At 50.4% G+C, this 20,260-nt stretch carries 23 protein-coding genes and 1 tRNA gene; 10 read left to right on the top strand and 14 right to left on the bottom strand.

Annotated elements, in window-relative coordinates:
- Window positions 1–6: 6 nt before the first annotated feature.
- The 8 genes from pabC to DWB84_RS05185 all read right to left on the bottom strand — a co-directional run bounded on the left by pabC (window position 7) and on the right by DWB84_RS05185 (window position 6,223).
- Entirely contained in the window at window positions 7–867 is an 861-nt protein-coding gene (pabC, locus tag DWB84_RS05220) for an aminodeoxychorismate lyase (RefSeq protein ID WP_187408659.1), read from the bottom strand.
- Window positions 868–870: 3 nt separating this feature from the next.
- Entirely contained in the window at window positions 871–2,109 is a 1,239-nt protein-coding gene (gene fabF, locus DWB84_RS05215) for a beta-ketoacyl-ACP synthase II (RefSeq protein ID WP_187408658.1), read from the bottom strand.
- Window positions 2,110–2,275: 166 nt separating this feature from the next.
- The gene (acpP, locus tag DWB84_RS05210; protein WP_187408657.1) at window positions 2,276–2,515 is read right to left on the bottom strand and encodes an acyl carrier protein; all 240 of its coding nucleotides are present in this window, start codon (window positions 2,513–2,515) and stop codon (window positions 2,276–2,278) included.
- Between the two features lie 294 nt (window positions 2,516–2,809).
- Complete coding sequence (gene fabG, locus DWB84_RS05205) at window positions 2,810–3,550, bottom strand: 3-oxoacyl-ACP reductase FabG (protein WP_187408656.1); 741 nt, start codon at window positions 3,548–3,550, stop codon at window positions 2,810–2,812.
- A 17-nt stretch (window positions 3,551–3,567) separates the two neighbouring features.
- Window positions 3,568–4,512, bottom strand: coding sequence for an ACP S-malonyltransferase (gene fabD / locus DWB84_RS05200; protein ID WP_187408655.1), 945 nt, complete (start codon window positions 4,510–4,512; stop codon window positions 3,568–3,570).
- Between the two features lie 2 nt (window positions 4,513–4,514).
- Window positions 4,515–5,528: a phosphate acyltransferase PlsX gene (plsX, locus tag DWB84_RS05195; RefSeq protein ID WP_187408654.1), complete on the bottom strand. Its 1,014-nt coding sequence runs from the start codon at window positions 5,526–5,528 to the stop codon at window positions 4,515–4,517.
- An 8-nt stretch (window positions 5,529–5,536) separates the two neighbouring features.
- Complete coding sequence (rpmF, locus tag DWB84_RS05190) at window positions 5,537–5,719, bottom strand: 50S ribosomal protein L32 (RefSeq protein WP_187408653.1); 183 nt, start codon at window positions 5,717–5,719, stop codon at window positions 5,537–5,539.
- 42 nt (window positions 5,720–5,761) lie between these two features.
- On the bottom strand, window positions 5,762–6,223 hold the full coding sequence (locus DWB84_RS05185; RefSeq protein WP_187408652.1) for a YceD family protein: 462 nt from the start codon (window positions 6,221–6,223) through the stop codon (window positions 5,762–5,764).
- Window positions 6,224–6,388: 165 nt separating this feature from the next.
- Here DWB84_RS05185 and DWB84_RS05180 point away from each other — a divergent pair, with 165 nt between their 5' ends.
- A complete protein-coding gene (locus tag DWB84_RS05180) occupies window positions 6,389–6,973 on the top strand; it encodes a nucleoside triphosphate pyrophosphatase (RefSeq protein ID WP_187408651.1) in 585 nt (194 codons plus the stop codon).
- Window positions 6,974–6,990: 17 nt separating this feature from the next.
- Here DWB84_RS05180 and sppA read toward each other — a convergent pair whose 3' ends face one another.
- The 3 genes from sppA to DWB84_RS05165 are packed head-to-tail and all read right to left on the bottom strand — an operon-like array spanning window position 6,991 to window position 9,577.
- Entirely contained in the window at window positions 6,991–7,974 is a 984-nt protein-coding gene (gene sppA / locus DWB84_RS05175) for a signal peptide peptidase SppA (RefSeq protein WP_187408650.1), read from the bottom strand.
- A 22-nt stretch (window positions 7,975–7,996) separates the two neighbouring features.
- Complete coding sequence (locus DWB84_RS05170; protein WP_187408649.1) at window positions 7,997–8,626, bottom strand: HAD-IA family hydrolase; 630 nt, start codon at window positions 8,624–8,626, stop codon at window positions 7,997–7,999.
- 9 nt (window positions 8,627–8,635) lie between these two features.
- Window positions 8,636–9,577: an RluA family pseudouridine synthase gene (locus DWB84_RS05165; RefSeq protein ID WP_187408648.1), complete on the bottom strand. Its 942-nt coding sequence runs from the start codon at window positions 9,575–9,577 to the stop codon at window positions 8,636–8,638.
- A gap of 800 nt (window positions 9,578–10,377) precedes the next feature.
- Between DWB84_RS05165 and rne the strand changes: the two genes are divergently transcribed.
- From rne to DWB84_RS05135, 6 genes are all read left to right on the top strand, one after another.
- On the top strand, window positions 10,378–13,182 hold the full coding sequence (gene rne / locus DWB84_RS05160; protein WP_187408647.1) for a ribonuclease E: 2,805 nt from the start codon (window positions 10,378–10,380) through the stop codon (window positions 13,180–13,182).
- A gap of 67 nt (window positions 13,183–13,249) precedes the next feature.
- Window positions 13,250–13,337: transfer RNA gene (locus DWB84_RS05155), tRNA-Ser, on the top strand.
- A gap of 109 nt (window positions 13,338–13,446) precedes the next feature.
- Entirely contained in the window at window positions 13,447–13,836 is a 390-nt protein-coding gene (tusD, locus tag DWB84_RS05150; protein WP_187408646.1) for a sulfurtransferase complex subunit TusD, read from the top strand.
- Window positions 13,837–13,857: 21 nt separating this feature from the next.
- Window positions 13,858–14,214, top strand: coding sequence for a sulfurtransferase complex subunit TusC (gene tusC, locus DWB84_RS05145; protein WP_187408645.1), 357 nt, complete (start codon window positions 13,858–13,860; stop codon window positions 14,212–14,214).
- A 2-nt stretch (window positions 14,215–14,216) separates the two neighbouring features.
- Window positions 14,217–14,489 carry a sulfurtransferase complex subunit TusB gene (gene tusB / locus DWB84_RS05140; RefSeq protein WP_187408644.1) on the top strand — a complete coding sequence of 91 codons (273 nt, stop codon included), beginning with the start codon at window positions 14,217–14,219 and terminating at the stop codon, window positions 14,487–14,489.
- A 10-nt stretch (window positions 14,490–14,499) separates the two neighbouring features.
- The gene (locus DWB84_RS05135) at window positions 14,500–14,814 is read left to right on the top strand and encodes a TusE/DsrC/DsvC family sulfur relay protein (RefSeq protein ID WP_187408643.1); all 315 of its coding nucleotides are present in this window, start codon (window positions 14,500–14,502) and stop codon (window positions 14,812–14,814) included.
- A gap of 6 nt (window positions 14,815–14,820) precedes the next feature.
- On the opposite strand, the gene DWB84_RS05130 is transcribed toward DWB84_RS05135, so the two are convergent.
- Both DWB84_RS05130 and DWB84_RS05125 read right to left on the bottom strand, forming a co-directional pair.
- Complete coding sequence (locus DWB84_RS05130) at window positions 14,821–15,444, bottom strand: YceI family protein (protein WP_187408642.1); 624 nt, start codon at window positions 15,442–15,444, stop codon at window positions 14,821–14,823.
- 128 nt (window positions 15,445–15,572) lie between these two features.
- The gene (locus DWB84_RS05125) at window positions 15,573–16,121 is read right to left on the bottom strand and encodes an HD domain-containing protein (RefSeq protein ID WP_222868005.1); all 549 of its coding nucleotides are present in this window, start codon (window positions 16,119–16,121) and stop codon (window positions 15,573–15,575) included.
- A gap of 316 nt (window positions 16,122–16,437) precedes the next feature.
- Between DWB84_RS05125 and DWB84_RS05120 the strand changes: the two genes are divergently transcribed.
- From DWB84_RS05120 to DWB84_RS05110, 3 genes are all read left to right on the top strand, one after another.
- Entirely contained in the window at window positions 16,438–16,914 is a 477-nt protein-coding gene (locus tag DWB84_RS05120) for a DUF4112 domain-containing protein (protein WP_187408641.1), read from the top strand.
- Window positions 16,915–16,948: 34 nt separating this feature from the next.
- Complete coding sequence (locus tag DWB84_RS05115) at window positions 16,949–17,893, top strand: YihY/virulence factor BrkB family protein (protein WP_187408640.1); 945 nt, start codon at window positions 16,949–16,951, stop codon at window positions 17,891–17,893.
- A gap of 105 nt (window positions 17,894–17,998) precedes the next feature.
- Window positions 17,999–18,997, top strand: coding sequence for a Gfo/Idh/MocA family protein (locus tag DWB84_RS05110; RefSeq protein WP_187408639.1), 999 nt, complete (start codon window positions 17,999–18,001; stop codon window positions 18,995–18,997).
- A gap of 29 nt (window positions 18,998–19,026) precedes the next feature.
- Here DWB84_RS05110 and DWB84_RS05105 read toward each other — a convergent pair whose 3' ends face one another.
- Entirely contained in the window at window positions 19,027–20,124 is a 1,098-nt protein-coding gene (locus DWB84_RS05105) for a DUF748 domain-containing protein (RefSeq protein WP_187408638.1), read from the bottom strand.
- Between the last annotated feature and the right edge of the window lie 136 nt (window positions 20,125–20,260).

The following is a 20,260-nucleotide window of genomic DNA, read 5'->3' as shown; positions in this document are numbered from 1 at the left end:
GCTCGTCTAGGCGCTGGCCTTAATCCATAGGGTTTGAACCATATCTTGTAAACGCTGCGTCACCGGACTTGGCACCTGCCAGCTTGTTTCTTCAAACTCGCGCACCGGCCAAATGCCACGAAGGCTGTTGCAGACGAAAATTTCAGCCGCCTGCTTGAGAGAATCAGCGGTCAAATTTTCCTCAACCACACACAGCCCTAATTTCGGCGCCAGGTCATCGAGAATGAAGCGTCGCATCACACCTTTAACCCCTACCCGCTCAAGCTGTGGAGTGATCAAGGTGCCGTCACGCACCACAAAGATATTGTGATGCACAGATTCGACCACATGCCCCGTGTCATCCAGCAGTAAACCCTGGGTTTCCGGGGTATTCGGAACTTCCCGCGCTGCCAACACATATTCCAAACGATTGAGGTGTTTAATCCCCGCCAGATAAGTATTGCCGGAAATCGCGAAAGAACATCTGTGCAAGATGATGCCACGTTCAGCAAGAGGATCTTGGGTTGAGAAAGAAGAAGACTGGAGAATCAATGTCGGCTGGGTAATGCCACCCTCTGGCGGATAGTACCCCTGGCCACCGATACCACGGGTCATCACCAATTTAAGAGAGGCATGGTCTTCTGCGGGTTTTGCGTTCAAAAAACGCTTGAGAGAGTCGCGCACGAAGTCTGAAGCATACGGGATGTTCAACCGCTGACACCCCAGCTCAAGCCTTTCCAGATGATATTGGAGTAAGGGTATTTGCCCCCAGCTGATACGCATGGTTTCAAATACCCCGTCCCCATAGGCCAAACCGCGATCTTTTACTGACACCAGGTCGGTGAATTCACCATTAACCATTGTCAGCTGCTGAATTTGGCCCGTCATAGTTCAGACTTTGCGAAAAACGAGAGTGCCGTTGGTTCCGCCAAATCCAAATGAGTTGTTAAGAGCGACGTTGATTGCCTGTTTCTGGGGCTTATGAGCGACAAAGTTCAAGTCGCACCCTTCATCAGGATTGTCCAGGTTGATGGTCGGCGGAGCCACCTGATCTCGGATAGCAAGCACCGCAAAAATGGACTCGATCGCGCCCGCAGCTCCCAACAAATGGCCTGTCATGGATTTGGTGGAACTTACCGTCAAGTTATAGGCGTGCTCGCCAAATACGGATTTCACCGCTCTACACTCAGCCAAATCTCCGGCTGGAGTCGAGGTGCCGTGCGCGTTGATATGCTGGACATCAGTCGGAGATAAGCCCGCATCCTTTAATGCATTGAGCATCGAACGCGCAGCACCTTCCCCATTGTCCGGCGGCGAAGTCATATGGTACGCATCAGCACTGGTGCCAAATCCAACAACTTCCGCATAGATCTTGGCGCCGCGTGCAACTGCGTGTTCGTACTCTTCCAAGACGAGTACACCGGCACCATCTCCGAGCACAAAACCGTCTCTATCGCGATCCCAGGGACGGCTGGCTTTGGTGGGCTCGTCATTGCGCGTGGAAAGCGCACGCGCCGCTGCGAAACCGCCGATACCAACTGGTGTTGTCGCCATTTCTGAACCACCGCAAATCATCACATCCGCATATCCGAACATGATTTCACGCGCTGCCAAGCCAATAGAATGAGTTCCGGTTGTACATGCAGTAGTAACCGCAATATTGGTTCCTTTGAACCCATATCGAATGGACAGGTTGCCCGCGATCATATTAATGATGGAGCCGGGAACAAAAAATGGTGAAACCCTGCGCGGACCGCGCTCTTTGATCGTAATAGAGGTTTCTTCGATGGAACCCAAACCACCGATCCCTGAACCTATGACACAACCGATACGTTCGGCGTTTTCGGGGGTTACGACCAGACCAGAATCTTCAATCGCTTGAATACTGGCGGCCATTCCATATTGGATAAATGGGTCGACTTTGCGGGCCTCTTTTTCCGACAGATACGGAGAAAGATCAAAATTCCGCACAGATGCACTGAACTGAGTCGCGAAGGCGGACGCATCGAAAGTGTCGATGGGTGCAGCCCCACTTTTTCCAGCGAGAACAGCAGCCCAAGTATCAGCAACATTGTGACCTAACGGACTGACCATGCCCATGCCAGTCACCACCACACGGTTTCGGCGCACGTTACTCCTCCAAACTTAACCAGACGCAACAGGAATACTGAAGCAAATTCAGCAGGCGACGATGACGAATTGTCATCAAGTAGATCAGGCTCACTCAGGGGAAAAATAAAAGCCGTACTATTTTCATAGTTACGGCTTTTATTGAGGAACTAAGATGTCGCGCGAACTACGACGCCAAGTGCTCGTTGATGTAGTCGATCGCCAATTGAACAGTAGTAATCTTCTCTGCTTCTTCATCAGGAATTTCAGTTTCAAATTCCTCTTCCAAAGCCATTACCAGTTCCACAGTATCCAAAGAGTCTGCACCCAGATCTTCGACAAAAGAGGCTTCGTTCTTAACTTCCTCTTCTTTCACACCGAGTTGCTCGGCAACGATCTTTTTTACTCTTTCTTCAATGCTGCTCATAACGTTTATTAGCTCCTAATAGCCTCTATTAAAATCAGCAGTATGTCATTTAGCAGTCTTGGCAGATCGTATCCGCCTTGCATGCCCCGCAGCTCAGCTAGGTCACGGGTCCAACTAAAGCGCGCATTTTAACGCTATTTTTCTGGACTTGTAATCCATGGCCGGAAAATTCTTTGGCAATGACATAAAACTTCAAGCGTAACAGTAACTTGCACCAGGTTTTTTAAGTAAATTAAATACTTAAATACACCCCGAATACAGGTTTACTGCCGTTTTGACCAGGGAAATCCCCGGTCATGACATGTACAATCCACCGTTTACGTGGATGGTTTCCCCAGTGATATAAGCGGCGCCATCGCTGCACAAAAACTCAACAACACTGGCAATTTCATCCGGCTGCCCCAAACGCGCCAAAGCGATCCCTTGAACCAGAGCCTGGCGCTGCTCTTCCGGCAGTGCGCGAGTCATATCCGTATCAATGAATCCAGGCGCCACCGCATTGACCGTAATATTGCGAGACCCGATTTCTTTTGCCAACGAACGGGTAAAGCCCATAACACCGGCTTTGGTCGCAGAATAGTTGGTTTGACCGGCATTACCCATGGCGCCAACGATGGAGCTGATGTTGACGATTCTTCCCCAACGCGCCTTCAGCATACCGCGCAAACAAGCTTTGCTCAGGCGGTAAACTGCGCTGAGGTTGGTGTTGATCACGTCAAACCACTCTTCATCTGACATGCGCATCAGCAAATTGTCTTTAGTAATACCCGCGTTATTCACCAGCACTGTGATTACGCCATATTCCTTGGTTACCGTTTCGATAAGCTGACTGACTGAATCCGCATCGGTCACGTTGAGGACCATGCCACGTCCAGCATTGCCTTCGGCTTTCAGTCTTTCATCGATCTGCTGGGCACCACTTTCTGTAGTGGCTGTCCCTATGACAACCATACCCGCCTTGCTTAAACGCGACGCAATTGCCGCACCTATTCCCCTGCTCGCCCCTGTTACCAAAGCGATTTTTTTATCTGACATATCTGTGCTCCAAAGAGTTATGAAAGCTTCTGGATGACTTGAGTCAACGCGTCGACGCTGTCCGTAGAGTCGGTAGAAAGCTCTTTATCAATTCGTTTCACCAATCCGGAAAGAACTTTTCCAGGACCGCACTCCACTACGCTGGTAACTCCACTCGCTTTGAGTGAGTTGACACAGGCAACCCAACCAACGGGCGAATAGATCTGCTCCACCATGAGATTGCGAATAATGGCAGGATCCTGCTCGGTTTTAGCCGTTACATTGTGTACGACCGGGATGGCAGGCGCATTAAAGGTGGTTTCCGCTAAATGAGAAGCCAGACGCTCTGCCGCAGGACGCATCAGACTGGTGTGAAATGGCGCGCTGACTGGCAATGGCAAGGCACGCTTGGCGCCCGCAGCCTTGCACAATTCGATAGCTCGATTGACCGCGTCCACATGGCCCGCAATAACGACCTGACCCGGCGAGTTGTAATTTACCGCGCTAACTACCTGAGACTCTTGAGCTTCATTACAGCAACGTTCGATCTCTTCATCTGCAAGGCCAATAATGGCCGCCATGGAGCCAACGCCAACTGGAACAGCCTCTTGCATGTAGCGGCCGCGCAAGCGCACCAAACGTATAGCGTCTTGAAAGTCGAGCACTCCGCCAGCTACGAGAGCGGACCACTCACCGAGACTGTGGCCGGATAAAAGCGCAGGGCGCACAGATGTTTCCGCACAAAAGATGCGCCAGATGGCCACGCTGCACGCGAGCAGCGCAGGCTGTGAGTTCTCCGTTAAATTCAGTTCTTCTTGCGTACCGCTTTGAATCAGCTTCCACAAGTCGTAACCGAGCGCATCACTAGCCTCAGCAAAAGTCGCTGAGCTGGCTGGCCACTTTTCGACTATGTCCGCCAACATGCCGATCTGCTGTGAACCCTGTCCAGGAAACACAAACGCCAGCTGTGAATTGGTTGCCATGATCACCTCATTTCTGTGTTGTTATTGCGACCCACCGCAGCCGCGATGCGGTCGACGATACCATTCAAGGCTTGCTCATAGGCGACGTTTAACGCCGCCAGGAAACCTTCCTCTGTTGTCGTTCCGTGGCTTTTTACAACAATCCCCTTCAATCCCAATAACGACGCTCCATTCAAACGCGCGGGATCGTATCGACCCGCCCATTTTTTCAATACAGGGCGCGCAAACCACGCCGCCAGCTTAAAACCCAAATGACCGACAAAAGCCTGTTTGAGAGAGTCGCGCAACAAATCCGCGACACCTTCACTGGCTTTGAGCAGGACATTGCCGGTAAATCCATCGCAGACCACAACGTCTGCGCCGCCACGGTAAATATCTCCGGCCTCAATAAACCCGGTGAAATTCAAATTGTCCTGGCCCTCCAAGAGATGTGCCGCTTCCTGTTGCAGGCTTTTGCCTTTTTGCGCCTCGATTCCAACGTTCAAAAGGGCAACGCGCGGCGCAGTCACGCCTGCCACTCGCGCCAAAGCATCCCCCATCACCGCAAACTGACGTAGGTTTTCCGCATGACACTCCAGATTGGCCCCCAGATCCAAAATCCAGCAAGAGCCAGTTTTTGTCGGCACCGCTTTGCAGATGGCTGGCCGTTCGATGCCGGGCATAGTGCCGACCAAGTGAAGTCCGAATGCCATCAACGCGCCAGTATTTCCCGCACTGACACAGGCGTGAGCTTTTCCATCGGCAACCATTTGCACGGCAACCGCCATGGATGAGTTGCGCTTGTGGCGCAATGCGCTGCTGGGCCGGTCAGTCATTTTGACCTGCTCATCCACGGGAATAATCTGGATTTGGTGAGGCAATGAGGATTGAATAGACGTGAGCTGCTGCCGATCACCCACCAAAGTCAATTGGACCGAAGGGTTCAGCTCAGCAAATTTCAGTGCTGCAGAAATACAAAGGCGGGGACCTGAATCCCCGCCCATAGCATCAATCGCGATATGTACCAGCGATGACAACGACTACCTTACTCTTCGTCTTTGCTCTCGATCACTTTGCGACCGCGATAAAAGCCATCGGGAGTCACGTGATGACGCAGATGCTTCTCGCCGCTGGTGGAATCAACAGAAAGGGTTTTTGCAGTCAGCGCGTCGTGCGAGCGGCGCATTCCGCGACGTGAACGAGTTTTACGGTCTTGTTGAACTGCCATGGCAATTTCTCCTGGAAATTATCGGGAACGGACTTCCCGACCCTAAATTTTCGTCTTATCTTTCAGCTGTTTAAGCACCTGAAAGGGATTTTGTTTGTTCGTTTCACCCTCTTCCGCGAAAGCGTCGGGATTTCCAACAGATTCGCCACAGGGGTCTTCGTGATAGACCACAAACGGAAGATTGAGCAAAACCTCTTCTTCAATCAGCGCGTACAGATCCGTCTCCTCGCCATCCACAATCCAGGGATCGTAGATTCCGGGCAGATTGCGCGAGCCTTCTTCGTCGCGGACGATAGCAAGACTGACATCACAATCCAGATCTACCGGCATCAACTCCAGACAACGCTGACATTGCAGCTGGGTCTTGACGGCCAACTTACCTTTGACCGATCTTTCACGCTGCTCGTCGATAGCGAAAGCCAATTCGGCCTGAACGCTTTCAACAATTACATTGTGTTCCGTCAGTCTGGGCATCTCTCCAGTCGCAGCAAAGCCACGTAGCACGACGCCCTGCTGGCAAAACCTACGGGGGTCGATATAACGCGGAAGCATACTTTTGGATGAGCCGTCTGACATAGGCGCGCAATCATATTGACTTGCCTAGTCAGTGTCAAAGAAAACCTGATAAATTTTCGTCTTTTTAGCGTTTTTAGTGCCGGAATAATACCGATGCCTGCCCCATCTCTGGTTCTTGCCTCCAGTTCCGCTTACCGACAGCAACAATTGCGGCAGCTGGGGTTGACTTTTACGACCGCCTCTCCCGACGTGGACGAAACGCCACTTCCCGGAGAATCAGCGAAAGAGCTGGCTTGTCGCTTGGCATTAGCCAAGGCAAAAAAGATTTTTCTCCAACATCCGGACAGTCTGGTGATCGGCTCTGATCAAACAGCCGATCTCAACGGCACATTTCTCGGTAAACCCATGACCGAGGAGCGCGCCATAGCGCAGCTGACAGCCTGCTCTGGCAAAACCGTACACTTTTGGACCGCGGCGGCCCTGATCTCCGGACAAACGCAACGTGTTGAAGTGATTGATACAGAGGTTCGCTTTCGCCAATTGAGTGACTCGCAAATTCGCGCATATATAAGGAAGGAAGAACCTCTCTATTGCGCCGGCAGTTTTAAATGCGAAAGCTTGGGCATTGCCCTGTTTGAATCCATACAAAGCACAGATCCATCGGCTTTGATTGGATTACCACTGATTGTTTTAACGCAGATGCTGAACGACGAAGGATTGGATGTGCTGAGCCTTTAAAACTCAGCACTTATCGCTTAATTCAGGCGCAAGAAAGAATCTTCTTTCAAAACCATCGCCAACCCGCGCCCAATCGACACCCCTAAATCTTCCAACAACATTTTCAGCGGCGAATTTTTGATGGTGTAATCCCGTAATTCTTCCTGACCGACAATTTCTCGTGCGACAGACCGCACACTACCTAAACCATCGATCAAACCAAGAGACAAAGCCTGCTCTCCATTCCAAATAAGACCACTAGTAATTTCATCCGTTATTTCCAAACGATCACCCCGCCCAGCTTTTACTGCGGCAATAAATTGCTGATGAGTGTTGTGCAACACTTCCTGCCAAAAAAGTCGCTCATCTTCTTTGACGGGAGAAAACGGGTCCAAAAAGGCTTTATGTGCACCCGACGTAAAATGGCGCCGCTCGATGCCGAGTTTTTCCATGGCATCCACAAATCCAAATCCAGACGCCGTCACACCAATTGAGCCAACCAAACTCGATTTATCGGCATAAATTTCGTCGGCAGCAGACGCCACGTAATATCCGCCAGACGCGCCTATATCCGCGATCACGGCATACACTTTTTTATCAGGGTGAAGAGTTCTCAAGCGGCGGATTTCGTCATAGATATAACCTGACTGAACAGGGCTGCCACCCGGGCTATTGATGGCAAGAACAACAGCTTTGGAGTGTTCACTTTTGAAAGCGTTGCGCAATGCTTCATTGATTCGCCCACCGCTCGCCTCTTTATCAGCAGCAATAACACCTTCCAGTCGAACAACGGCAACATGTGGCTTGGCATAGGGGACCGCCATACCGGTGCCGGATCGCGCCGAGAAAAACATGGCCAGCAAAATAAAGAGGTACACAAAGGTCAGCAGCTTAAACACCACGCCCCAGCGGCGAGTTTTTTTCTGCTCACTAAACGTATCTCGCAACAGATCCTCTAGCAGGCGCCAATCCCTGTTGGGATCACTGGCATCAATTGGAGATTTTTTATTCGAGCTCCACATGTGGTTCTCCTAAAGCTCCGATTCAACAAAGGCTCATGATGTCAGGGAAGTAATCTATGCAGAGTCGCGGCTCGTAAGCGCGCAATCGGTCAATCGCATGCGCGCCGTAACTTACCGCAACGCGCGGCATATCGGCGCGGCGCGCCATCTCCATATCAAACTCGGTATCACCGACCATCACCGCCTGATCAGCGGGTCGCCGGAATTCGGTTAACAACTCCAGCAACATTTTGGGATCCGGCTTGGAGCAGGTCTCATCGGCGCAGCGACTTGCGTGAAAAAAGTTTTGCAGTCCCATGTCTTCCAAAATTCGATTCAGCCCTCGGCGACTTTTGCCAGTTGCAATCGCCAGCTGATAGCCAGAGCCACGCAATCGGTGCAAGGTTTCTTCAACACCATTAAAAAACGGCATCGGAGTGGTATCTTCGAGGAAAAACTCAGAATACTCCTGCTTCAGTGCTTCCGCCGTCGCCGCGGAAATCCCTGGAAACAATCGATTGACCGCCTCTGGCAATCCTAAACCGATAATTTCCAAGACCTGCACGTCATGCAAATCTGGCAGACCTAGCTTGTGAGCAGCAAGCTGCATGCAACGCACAATCTTGCCCGTGGAATCACACAAAGTGCCGTCCCAATCGAAGATAAACAACATAAATTACACTCAAGGGGATTTGCGTAATTCTAGTAGCAGGTTTTGCAGTTCGTCTGGAAGCTGCGCTTCCACCGATAGTGAGTTGCCGTCCGGCAATACAACATCTAACCGCTCCGCATGTAGAAACAACCGGCGGCTACCCAGCGCCCGGAATTGATCGTTTAACGGCGTATCACCGTATTTTTCGTCACCCACCAGCGGACAACCTTTGTAAAGCGCGTGCACACGAATTTGATGGGTGCGCCCCGTAATGGGAAAAGCTCTGACCAAGGTTGCCTGAGGGAAGCTTTCCAATACATCGAAGCGCGTCTGCGAAGGTTTGCCCTCGTCATTGACCCGCACAATGCGTTCACCATTGTTCTGCAGAAAGCGCTTTAGCGGGACGTCGACAACTGGTGTGTTTTTCGGCCAGCGCCCCTGAACCAAGGCAAGATAGGACTTTTTCACTCCTTCCCGCTCGCGCAGCGCCTCCTGAAAATACTTCAGCACGGAGCGCTTTCTGGCGACCATTACGCAACCGGAGGTTTCCCGGTCAAGGCGGTGAATCAATTCGAGGAAACCGTGGTTGCCGGGCATTTGCCGCAGCGCTTCAATCAACCCAATGCTGACTCCGCTGCCGCCATGCACAGCCAGCCCGGCAGGCTTGTTAATAATCAGCAATCCGTCCTGATCGTAGAGAATGGCCTGCTCCAGATACTGCACCAGCGAATGGCCCGGAGCTGCTACTGCCCGCGGCTCACTTAACCTCAATGGCGGCACACGAATAAGATCGCCCGCCTGCAGACGCCTGTCCGGCTTAGCCCTGCCCTTGTTGACACGTACTTCCCCTTTGCGAATGACACGGTACAAGGCGGACTTGGGCATCCCTTTCAGGCGCGACAGCAAATAGTTGTCCAACCGCTGCCCTTCTTCATCAGCTTCTACGGTAAACAGTTGGACCTGGGACGACATGGTGACCTCTAAACAAAAAGCGGCATCTTACCAGCTCTTGCCCATTAAGCCTGCAGAATACTTCCGTCTTGACTTCTCTTCAGCGCATCTCAAATTGAAACGCAAGTAGGGAGCTGCTATATTCCAGAAACGTGGGTCCTGGAACTCCACCGCTTCTGCCACAAGATAACCTGGCGAAACCTGAAGCGTCTCCGAGGAAACTTCCAGCCTGCGTATGGCCGCTGTTAAAGGCCAACTTAAGAACGTTGAAGGCGTCTGGCAATCCGGCCGGACAAAACTAACAAAGATCGAAATCAGCGCTTTAGAGGGCGCACCTGTAAGAGAAAATCAAGAAGAATAAGGAGATCTGAGTAGCAGATCTTGAGCCTGGGCAATCATCACAGTTGTATTGGTTAGATTCCGCGAATAGCACCGCAATATAAAAACCAAGCCCGGCACAACTTGTGAATGCAAATTTCGTCGATTACGTCTTGCAAACACAACGAAACGCTACCGAGGACTTGCGCACAGCGTAACGCCAGCATCTCCCGCCTACTGAAGACAATAGTTTGAAAAGACTGACAGCAGACCAGACCTTAAGCCACCTTTTGAATCCCCTAGGATTCATCCAGCGAGCCGTTAGCTTGCTGATATCTCACCCATACTTTGCAGCTTCCAAGACGCTGCCGGTTTGGCGTGCGTGCTCTAAGGCGTATCACACCTGTAAGAACGGTCCACTATCTTCTTCCTGCGGCATTCCATCTCCGATTGTCTCCGAGGGTGTTTCTCGCTAAAGCTGATTTCTTAACAGAGATCCGCTAATGAAGAGAATGTTAATAAACGCAACCCAGCCCGAAGAAATACGGGTTGCCTTGGTTGATGGTCAGTGGTTATACGACCTCGATATAGAAGACCGCCAGAGAGAACAAAAGAAAGCCAATATCTACAAAGGAAGAATTACCCGCGTCGAAGCCAGCTTGGAAGCTGCATTTGTTGACTATGGCGCTGAGCGTCATGGTTTCCTCCCTCTCAAAGAGATTTCCCGCGAATACTTCATCCGCCAAGACATCGATGGCCGCGCGCGCATCAAGGATGTCATCAAAGAAGGTATGGAAGTTCTGGTTCAGGTCGAAAAAGAAGAGCGCGGCAATAAAGGCGCTGCCCTGACAACCTTTATCAGCCTGGCGGGCCGTTATTTGGTATTAATGCCCAACAACCCCCGCGCTGGTGGAATTTCCCGACGTATCGATGGCGATGATCGCAGTGAACTGAAAGACGCCTTGAGTCAGCTGGAAGTGCCAAATGGTATGGGCGTTATAGTCCGCACAGCGGGTGTCGGTCGCAGCGCTGAAGATCTGCAGTGGGACCTTAACAGCCTGATCCAGCTGTGGGACGCCATCAAAAAACAAGCCGATGAAGTCAAAGCCCCGCACTTCCTGTGGCAGGAAGGCAACGTCATTATCCGCGCCATTCGCGACTATCTGCGCCCCGATATCGGCGAGGTTATCGTCGACAACAAAGAGGCTTACAACGACTGCCTGGACTACATGCAGCGTGTAATGCCGCACAACAAGCATAAGGTGAAGTTCTACGATGAGCCGGTTCCGCTCTTCAATCGATTCCAGATTGAAGGTCAGATCGAGACCGCCTTCCAGCGTGAAGTGAAATTGCCTTCTGGTGGCGCTATCGTGATCGACGTAACCGAAGCACTGGTCAGTATCGACATCAACTCCTCACGCGCCACCAAAGGTGCAGATATCGAAGAAACCGCCCTTGCCACGAACCTGGAAGCGGCGGACGAAATCGCTCGGCAGATGCGTTTGCGCGATATCGGCGGTTTGATCGTGATCGACTTTATCGACATGCAGCCGGTTAAAAACCAGCGCGAAGTCGAAAACCGTATGCGCGAAGCCCTCAGCATGGACCGTGCGCGTGTGCAGATCGGCCGCATCTCACGCTTCGGCCTGTTGGAAATGTCGCGCCAGCGTTTGCGCCCTTCCTTGGAAGAAACCACCTCCAAAGTCTGCCCCCGTTGCGCCGGCCAAGGCACCATTCGCAGCACCAAATCATTGGCACTCTCTATTTTGCGCCTGGTTGAAGAAGAAGCGAAAAAAGAGCGCAGCGCGGAAATTCGCGCAATTGTTCCGGTTACCGTTGGCACCTTCCTGCTGAACGAAAAGCGCAACGCGATTCTCAGCATTGAACAACGGCACCACGCGCGCGTCGTCATTTTGCCGAACGCCGATATGGTCACTCCGCACTACCAAGTCATGCGCTTGCGCGACGACGATCTGGGTGAAGAGGTGCAGGAAAGCTACAAGATCACTTTCCACACCACCGAAGAAGAGCTGGAAGAAGCAATTGATGCGCGTTCCAGTACTGTGCAGTTGCCCAAACCGTCCGTACAGCACTCTACACCTGCCATGCCTGTTCCTGAGCGCCCCGTAGAAGCTGCGGCTCCTGCGCAGAAATCAGGTCCAGGCCTACTGAGCAAAATCATCAATGCCATTACGGATTTGTTTAAGCCAAGCCAGCCACAAAAGGTAGAACCAACTCGCCAACAAAAGCATGCAGATAATCGTCGCCATCACAGGCGCGACCGCAAAGATGCACGCGACGCGCGCAACCGCGACAAGATCACCGACAACCTGAGTTACAACCGGGAAGCGGCGGCAGCAAAAGAAAACGAAAATACCGAGCAGCAGCGCAACAATGGCAACGGTGGCAATCGCAATGATCGCGGTGGGCGCAATCGTCGTAACCGCCGCAGAGGTGAAGGAAATGAACAATCCTCAACTCCAACAGCGGTAGAGACAGCATCCGTAGCAAAAGAACCCCTAGCGCCCGTCTCTGCTAACGAGGGCAACGACAATGCTCCGGCCAAACGCCCCCAAAACCGCAAGCCGCGCAATAACGAACGGCAACGCGGTCCCAGATTGGAAGTGGGCGAAGTTGCATCCGTAGAGACAGCAACTACCGCCAATGTGGTTGAAGCAGAAGAAGTGGCCTCGTCCGCTGGAGCACCCAAGTTCGAACCACCAGTGGTTGAGCAGCCCGTACAAGACGCGGCGATCGCTGCGAACGAATCACCTGTGGTCGCTGTAGAAGAAACTGCTGCCGAGGTGATTGCGGATTCAACAGCTCTGGAGGAAAGTCAGTCTTATACCTCCCCTGCCGTAGAGGCGGTTGATACTGTTGCGACTGAAACCGCCCAGGTGCAATTTGTTGAATCCGTAACGCCAGTTGAAGGCGTGCATGTAGCTCAGGAAGTTGTCAGCAACGATGCCGCGGAACCCGCTGAACCTGTTGTTGCTTTAAATGGCAATGGCAGCAATGCAAATGGTCATGGCAAAGTCGAAGTTGAGAGTCGGATTGAAATTGCCAGTGTTACGGAAAAACAGTACACGCGACCTGCGAACGATCCGCGCGCAAATCCGAAGCCGGTAACTCATACCGAAGTTTCCAATGTGCCTTACACCGTTTCCAGATCTCGTCCTTTGGATACATCTTTGCCGGTCAGCATCGAACGCAATCCGCGTCCATTGCCACGTCCTGCGAATGACCCAAGGGTTGCGGGAAATATGGCGGCGAACTCGTCCGCCAATTCGGAAGCTTCAGTCGGATAATTTTTTAAAAAAATCAGGGATGATCTCTTGTCGGAGGCGCAAAGCTATGTATAATTGCGCCTCTTCCGGTGGGCTGGCTGAGTGGTCGAAAGCGGCGGTCTTGAAAACCGTTGAACCGAGAGGTTCCTGGGGTTCGAATCCCTAGCCCACCGCCACTCCCCCTCCATAGTTGTTGTCCTGTTCATTTCATATCCTTCACATTTTCAGCTCTGTTAAGGTTTTTACTTCGCGAGTGTGAAGCGCAATCTTGAGCCGGAGCAATCCATGATTTTTAGCCTGCTGATTCAAACCTCTCCGCAGAATCTGACAACGGCCGTTACCGCCCTGGAATTCGCCAAGGCATTGGTTCGCAGGCAACATAAAATCCACCGTCTGTTTTTTTATGGTGACGGCGTAACGATTGCCAATCAGAATCCGGTTATTCCGCAAGATGAACCCGATATTTACGCCGCGTGGCGCGCATTTATCGCGGAGCAAAAAATCGACTCAGTCGTGTGCATCGCGTCGGCGTTAAAACGAGGAATCATCGACGCCGCCGAAGGCAAACGCTACCAGCGGGAGGCCATCACACTGCCTGCGGAATACAATCTGTCCGGCCTTGGGCAATTGATTGACGCCGCGGTCGCTTCAGACAAAATCGTCACCTTTGCATGACCCCGCGAAACACCTGATACCATGACGAATAAAAATCTGCTTTTTATCTTTCGCTCCGCCCCCTGCTCTTCACCTATGGCGCAGGAGGGCCTGGATGCTCTTATGGCAGCAGCGATTTTCGATCAAAACGTCAGCGTGATTTTTATGAGTGATGGCGTTTGGCAGTTGCAGCCAAACCAGCGTCCTTCAGCAGGTAAAAATATGGAGAAAATGTTGCGGGCGCTGGAGATGTACGACATCAATCAACTGTACGTGCAAACATCAGCTTTGCAGGAGCGACGCATCAATCCGCAGTATCTCTCAATTAACTGCACCCAGGTTACGGACTCCGAAATACGGCAAATCATGTCCGGCGCGGACCATATTCTGAGTTTCTGATCATGCTGCACATTATCAGCACATCACCTTTTCGTAGCCCTGCAATTCGGGAGTGTTTAGCCATTGCCCAGACCGGCGACAGTCTGCTGCTATTAGCGGATGGTGTATACGCGGTCCAGCAGGGCGAAAAGGTGTTTAATGGCTTGAGCGTTCATATTTTGGGAGAGCATGCAGAAGCTCGTGGCATTTCCCTTCCATCCTGGGCAACCAGCATTGATTACGACGGCATGGTCGCCCTGACGGAACAACATCATCCTATCCAAACCTGGTTCTGATCATATCGCCATGAGCAGCTACGCAACTGATGCAGAAGGCTACTTGCTGAATCTCGATGATTGGAATCCCGAAGTTGCTGCACAAATTGCGCAGCAAGAAGGTATCCAATTAACAGAAGCTCATTGGGAAATTATTGAAGTGATTCGCGATTATTACGCGACCTATGATTTGTCGCCGGCAATGCGCCCACTGGTGAAATATGTCGGCATGAAACTGGGAGCCGAAAAAGGCAAATCCGTCTATTTGTTGACCCTCTTCCCTGGTAGCCCCCCAAAGCTCGCTGCCAAGATAGCCGGTCTGCCTCGACCGGCTAATTGCCTATAACGCAGTTTATTTTTTAGCGGCTTTATCGAGCGTAAATACCAGACTGGCAGTCACTGGTACAGCCCTCGCAATGTTTGGCAGTCCTGCCAGCTCTTTAAGCTTGTCGACGCCGGCATTCAAATCAAACTCAGCCGCATTAATCAGGAAAGGCGCCGGAGTAACTGTCCACAGTTTCTCTGCACTTAATTTGGTTACTTGAAATACCACTTCCTTGGTGGCGGATTTACCGTGCAAATCGATCTGCACCGGAACCTTAATGGACTTCACTTCGCCAATGGTCAAGTTTGCCAAAACAGAGGCATCCACTTTTCCTTTTCCGGTGGCCAACGGAAATTTGGCTGTCTCAAACAAAAATTCATTCGTGCGTTCGTTACGAATTGGGATATAGGTTTCCACGGAGGCCAGATGAATCGAAAACACGAATTCTCCAGCATCACTGATTTTTCCTTCCAGATGTTTGAAGGTATTCAGTTCACCAACTTGGTCAGCCTTGATGGAAACATAATGAAGGCTGGACTCTTCACCGCTGAGCGTCCAAGAGGCCAGGCTAGTGGTACTCCAAAAAACGATTGGCAATAAGGCCATTTTGCAAATGGATTTATTTTTGGACAAAAACCTTGTGTTACGCATGGGATTTACGCTCCTTTTGCGATAGTGATTGTTATGACGGAAGCAAACTCGTGGGAAGACCATACAAGCCCAAACGGGTTCCAAGCATATTCACCTTAACGACCAAGGTAAACCTAGCTCGGAAACAATCATTGCAAAAGTTGCTGTAGTTCCTGCCAGAATTCGTCGCACAAGCCTTGGCGATAGGCAGATTGGAAAAATACCGGTTGCTCCTTGCGATACACCTCAAGAAGCTTTTTATTATTTTCTTTGACGCACATACGAACGTTGGCCAAACGATCCGCGGCTTTTACGATCAAGGCCATTTCGGCCTCGCCTTTTACAGTGGCAAGGCGCGCGTAGGTTTTAGTTTTGCGCGATGCGCGGTCTGGACCGGGAGGGTCTGTAACAAGTGACACACAATGTGCCACAAAAGCGCCGAATTCATTTTCTATATCCGCAATATTTATGGAAGTATCTTCAACGGAGTCATGCAGATAGCCAATGACCTGCGCTACTTCTCCGTAATCCTGAAGCAACTCGACAACCTGATCCAGATGGAAGACATAAGGCATATCGCCATATTTTTGCGAGCCATGGGCGCGCATAGCAAAGGCTCGGGCATTTTGAACCTTTTCACCCAGCCTCGACGCAAACGGCGGCGCGGGCATTTTTCGGTCTATATGTATTTCGCGCATTTGCTCCCCATAGCATTGTCATCTACATCGTCTTCGCTGGGCCCTGTAGTGTCATTGGTCGATCCCGTATTGCTTTACAGGCATTGCTTTTTCAGACATTGCATTTAGATTCACGCATTACATTTAGACCGGAATTTTTCATATAGGTCCAAATCAAGCTCATTGGCGTTTTTACAAGAATTTGCAAAGAAGCTCATTAATCCCCGCGCAAGGATGGTTAAAGGTCCGCCTCAGCTGCAAATGTGCATGGCCTCAATTTTGCTCTCGATCAATGGAGTTATCCACAAAAAGATGTGAGCCGCAACGGAGTGTTCCTATGATTGATCACCCGGAGACGCACAGACGTAACAGCAGCGCCTCATATCACAAGCTTAGCAGACTCCTCGACAGCAGCATTCCGCTACCCGGCGGTTTTCGTATAGGGTTGGATGGAGTCCTGGGATTGATTCCCGGTGTGGGCGATGCAGCGGGCGGATTTTTATCCGCATTGATTATTTATCAAGCCTATAGGCTTGGCGTTCCTAAAATGATCTTATTGCGCATGCTGGTTAATGTGGCAGTTGATAGCCTGATCGGAGCCATTCCAATTCTGGGGGATATTTTCGATTTCTTTTGGAAAGCGAATTTAAAAAACGCCTCATTGTTAGATGCTTATGAAGCCAATCCGACGCGAACATACCGTCGCTCCGCTGCCACCTCCATATTTGTGCTGGCGGGTATAGCCCTATTACTCTTCGGTCTTATTTATTTCGCTATAGTTCTAATGAGCTACCTTTGGCAGAGGCTAAATTGAGCAATAAACAACAAAAAGCAACCTGGGGTCCAATATGAGCGCCTGGAAAAAAACCAAGACAATTGCCCAGCTCTTCAAAGAAACCACTATCCGCTGGTGGTCGCGCGATCCGTTTCGCAATAGCACTGTGATCTCTTATTACACCATTTTTTCGCTGCCGGGACTTCTCGTTATTATCGTTAATCTGACGGGTTATTTTTTTGGTAAAGAAGAAGTCACCCGGCGAATCACTGCGGAAATTCAAGGAGTAATTGGATCAGAAGCTGCGCGCGACGTCGCAGGCATTTTGGCGCGCGCTTGGGAACAAGAAGGTTTTACGGCCGCCTCCTTATTTGGCATTGCCACACTGATATTTGGTGCAACTGGTGTTTTTTATCAGTTGCAGCAAACCTTGGATATTGTTTGGGAAGTCAAACCGCAGCCGAAACAAAAATTCCTTAAGCTGATTCTTGACCGGGTATTTTCCTTTGGACTTATATTGACGGTCGGCTTTTTGTTACTGATTTCGCTTATATTGTCCGCCCTGCTTGCCTTCGTCAGCAATTGGGTAGCCATACATTTTTCCCCCGCACTTAAAATATTGTTTCGTCTTCTCGATATAGGCGTATCCGTTTCGGCTGTTACTGCGCTATTCGCTGCTATCTTTAAATTCTTACCGGATGCCGAAGTCCGCTGGAAGGATGTCTGGGTAGGCGCTTTTGTTACGGCCGTTTTATTCACCTTGGCCAAATACGCACTCGGTTTTTATTTCAGCCATAGCGCACCGGCATCCACGTACGGAGCAGCCGGCAGCATTGTATTGATCATGCTTTGGGTCACCTACGGCGCACTGATTCTGCTTTACGGCGCGGAGTTTACCCGTATTTACGCGGATCGTTTTGGCGAGGAGATCCGACCGGCAGAGTTTGCCGTTTCAACCAGGGGAACCGCCCCTCGCGAAGAGACAGAAACCCACTCTCATCCCTCCGAGCCATCTTGATCCGGCAGTCACTTTTACATATACGCTCGACGCCTGTTCCTTTCGCGGTCGAGATCCATAAGGTAGGATTGCAAACCTATCGCTTTAACTACCTTTGGAGTTGTTATGACCGCAAAACCTATTCGATGGGGCATTATTGGCGCCGGGCTTATAGCGCATAAATTGGCCGACGCCGTCCGGCTAGACCCCGATAGCGAACTGGTCGCCGTTGCCTCCAAGAGTTTTGAAAAAGCCAGTCAATTCGCCGAACAATACGGAATAACGGCCGCTGCAAATTACGAGGATTTGGTTAGCAGACCTGACATAGATGTTATCTACATTGCAACCACACACAACTTCCACCACGAAAACGCCATATTGGCACTGCGATATAACAAACACCTTCTTATTGAAAAGCCATTTACCGTCAACGCGACACAGGCGCAAGAAATTATCCAGCTGGCTGCCGAAAAACGTTGTTTTGTCATGGAAGCAATTTGGGTACGGTTTCTTCCCAGCATGATTCGCCTTAAGCAGATACTGCAAAGCGGTGCGATTGGAGATATCAAACTGTTTAATATCTCTTTTGGCGGAATTGCCCATCCGCAATATTTGCCACGCCTTACAGATCCTGCGCTGGCCGGCGGCGTGACTTTAGATATGGGCATTTACCCTATTACTTTCGTCAATTTTTTATTGGACGCACTACCTACGGCCAGCAAATCCTTCTGCCGTTTGGCCAGCACAGGTGTCGACGAATTGGCGACTTATCAGCTGCAGTACGAATCCGGCGTTATCGCCAGCATTAATACCAGCTTTGCTCTTTTGACCAGAATGGAAGCCATGATCTATGGCTCATCAGGTTATATTGAATTTCCTCACTTCCAGCAAGGCACCACATTTACAGTTCATATTCACAATGGCAGCCGTACTATCGAACGCTCGGACACCATAACGGAAGAAAACCACGGCAACGGTTTTATCTATCAGGTCGCAGAAGTCGTGCACTGCATCCGCGCAGGGGATCTGGAAAGCAAAACCATTCCGCTCAACGAAACTCTTGCCACTATGCAATTGATGGATAATTTGCGGGCAGAGTGGGATTTTCGCTACCCCTTCGAATAATTTTTTTACTCCAGCAAAGGGACTTGTTTTTAGTCTTCCTCGGATGCCCCTTTAGTAAAAGGGGTAATCTCTTCAAAATTTTCTTCAAGCGCTTGAAAAAAGGCGTTTTTCACAACACCCCAAACCGCTTTCCAGGAATCGATTTGGGTATTATCCAAAGTACCGCTAATATCGATTTGGGTTGCGAATTGTTTGCTGCTCGGATTGGTAAACAAGGTTTTCAAAAAGCCCAATGTGCCCTCCCATAACAACTGAAACGGATTGTCCCCCTGCTCCTCCACATCCTGCTCCCAGCTCGCAATATCAACATCTTCCAGGAGTGGTTTGATATAGCCGGTAAGATTACCGTCTCCAGCAATCAACTCTGCAAATACATTGCCGTGGCCGCTGGCAAAATCGAGATTGGCGTAATGCATGGTTAGATTATTGATCTGTGTAAGGTCAATGTTTTGAAGCTCGGCGGCAAAAACAAAATCGTTAAAATCGAACGGATCAAAATCTGCGTTGGCAATCAATGGAGCGTCTTCCAGTATGGTTGCTTGCAGCTGGGCTTTGGCAACTCTGCGTCCGGCGGCGTCTTTAACATTGGTTAAATTGGTGACAACGGCCTCTATATCTCTTGCCCGAACATCAACATTGGGTTGCGCGTCAAAATTCTGGAAAGTAATGCTACTGTCCGACACTTCAAAGCGATGAAGAGTTATGGGTATCAAAGCATCCAAAACATCACACCAATCAGTGCCCTTGCCCGTTTGAGGCTTTTCGGATTTATCTGCATCCAAAAAGTTGAGCTCTGCATTTTTAACTGCTGCTGTAGCCAGAAGTTCTCCACGAATCAATGCCTCCCAACTCACTCCGATAAAAAATTCTTCTGCGTAAAAAAACGGCACCTCTTTGTATCCATCTTTAGGCCATATAGTCAGGTTATTGAGGGCATAAGAACCTGCTATGAGATTCACATCCACATCTTCTACATAACCGGTATAACTTCCCATATCAGCAAATATTTTATTGTTCAAATAGTAGCGAACCCCCAACGGCGCCAGTATCCAGACACATGAAACGATCACAACAACCACAAGAATAACCCGCCATATCGTTTTATTTTTCATAAAGATTTTTTGCATAATTGTGTTTCGCTCTATCCAACTCCGTTTGTTATTCATCAAGAGATGTGCCATCTCAGAACGTGTCTTATGTTTCGCCTCGCAAGTCATTTTTGATACGAACGGCAATCAAGATCTTATCGCGAATTTTTGCGCC

It is taken from the genome of Saccharophagus sp. K07, from assembly GCF_014336955.1.
GTDB lineage: Bacteria > Pseudomonadota > Gammaproteobacteria > Pseudomonadales > Cellvibrionaceae > UBA5868.
This window is presented reverse-complemented; position numbering and strand designations above follow the sequence as displayed.

What these genes read in the sequence shown, in the direction of transcription:
- DWB84_RS05120 (WP_187408641.1), top strand. Translation starts at nt 16,438, where the DNA reads ATGATTGATCACCCGGAGACGCACAGACGTAACAGCAGCGCCTCATAT.
- rpmF (WP_187408653.1), bottom strand. Translation starts at nt 5,719, where the DNA reads ATGGCAGTTCAACAAGACCGTAAAACTCGTTCACGTCGCGGAATGCGC.
- DWB84_RS05170 (WP_187408649.1), bottom strand. Translation starts at nt 8,626, where the DNA reads ATGTTGTTTATCTTCGATTGGGACGGCACTTTGTGTGATTCCACGGGC.
- rne (WP_187408647.1), top strand. Translation starts at nt 10,378, where the DNA reads ATGAAGAGAATGTTAATAAACGCAACCCAGCCCGAAGAAATACGGGTT.
- DWB84_RS05115 (WP_187408640.1), top strand. Translation starts at nt 16,949, where the DNA reads ATGAGCGCCTGGAAAAAAACCAAGACAATTGCCCAGCTCTTCAAAGAA.
- DWB84_RS05125 (WP_222868005.1), bottom strand. Translation starts at nt 16,121, where the DNA reads ATGCGCGAAATACATATAGACCGAAAAATGCCCGCGCCGCCGTTTGCG.
- pabC (WP_187408659.1), bottom strand. Translation starts at nt 867, where the DNA reads ATGACGGGCCAAATTCAGCAGCTGACAATGGTTAATGGTGAATTCACC.
- DWB84_RS05110 (WP_187408639.1), top strand. Translation starts at nt 17,999, where the DNA reads ATGACCGCAAAACCTATTCGATGGGGCATTATTGGCGCCGGGCTTATA.
- tusB (WP_187408644.1), top strand. Translation starts at nt 14,217, where the DNA reads ATGCTGCACATTATCAGCACATCACCTTTTCGTAGCCCTGCAATTCGG.
- fabD (WP_187408655.1), bottom strand. Translation starts at nt 4,512, where the DNA reads ATGGCAACCAATTCACAGCTGGCGTTTGTGTTTCCTGGACAGGGTTCA.
- DWB84_RS05135 (WP_187408643.1), top strand. Translation starts at nt 14,500, where the DNA reads ATGAGCAGCTACGCAACTGATGCAGAAGGCTACTTGCTGAATCTCGAT.
- sppA (WP_187408650.1), bottom strand. Translation starts at nt 7,974, where the DNA reads ATGTGGAGCTCGAATAAAAAATCTCCAATTGATGCCAGTGATCCCAAC.
- DWB84_RS05105 (WP_187408638.1), bottom strand. Translation starts at nt 20,124, where the DNA reads ATGCAAAAAATCTTTATGAAAAATAAAACGATATGGCGGGTTATTCTT.
- tusD (WP_187408646.1), top strand. Translation starts at nt 13,447, where the DNA reads ATGATTTTTAGCCTGCTGATTCAAACCTCTCCGCAGAATCTGACAACG.
- acpP (WP_187408657.1), bottom strand. Translation starts at nt 2,515, where the DNA reads ATGAGCAGCATTGAAGAAAGAGTAAAAAAGATCGTTGCCGAGCAACTC.
- fabG (WP_187408656.1), bottom strand. Translation starts at nt 3,550, where the DNA reads ATGTCAGATAAAAAAATCGCTTTGGTAACAGGGGCGAGCAGGGGAATA.
- DWB84_RS05180 (WP_187408651.1), top strand. Translation starts at nt 6,389, where the DNA reads ATGCCTGCCCCATCTCTGGTTCTTGCCTCCAGTTCCGCTTACCGACAG.
- DWB84_RS05165 (WP_187408648.1), bottom strand. Translation starts at nt 9,577, where the DNA reads ATGTCGTCCCAGGTCCAACTGTTTACCGTAGAAGCTGATGAAGAAGGG.
- tusC (WP_187408645.1), top strand. Translation starts at nt 13,858, where the DNA reads ATGACGAATAAAAATCTGCTTTTTATCTTTCGCTCCGCCCCCTGCTCT.
- DWB84_RS05130 (WP_187408642.1), bottom strand. Translation starts at nt 15,444, where the DNA reads ATGCGTAACACAAGGTTTTTGTCCAAAAATAAATCCATTTGCAAAATG.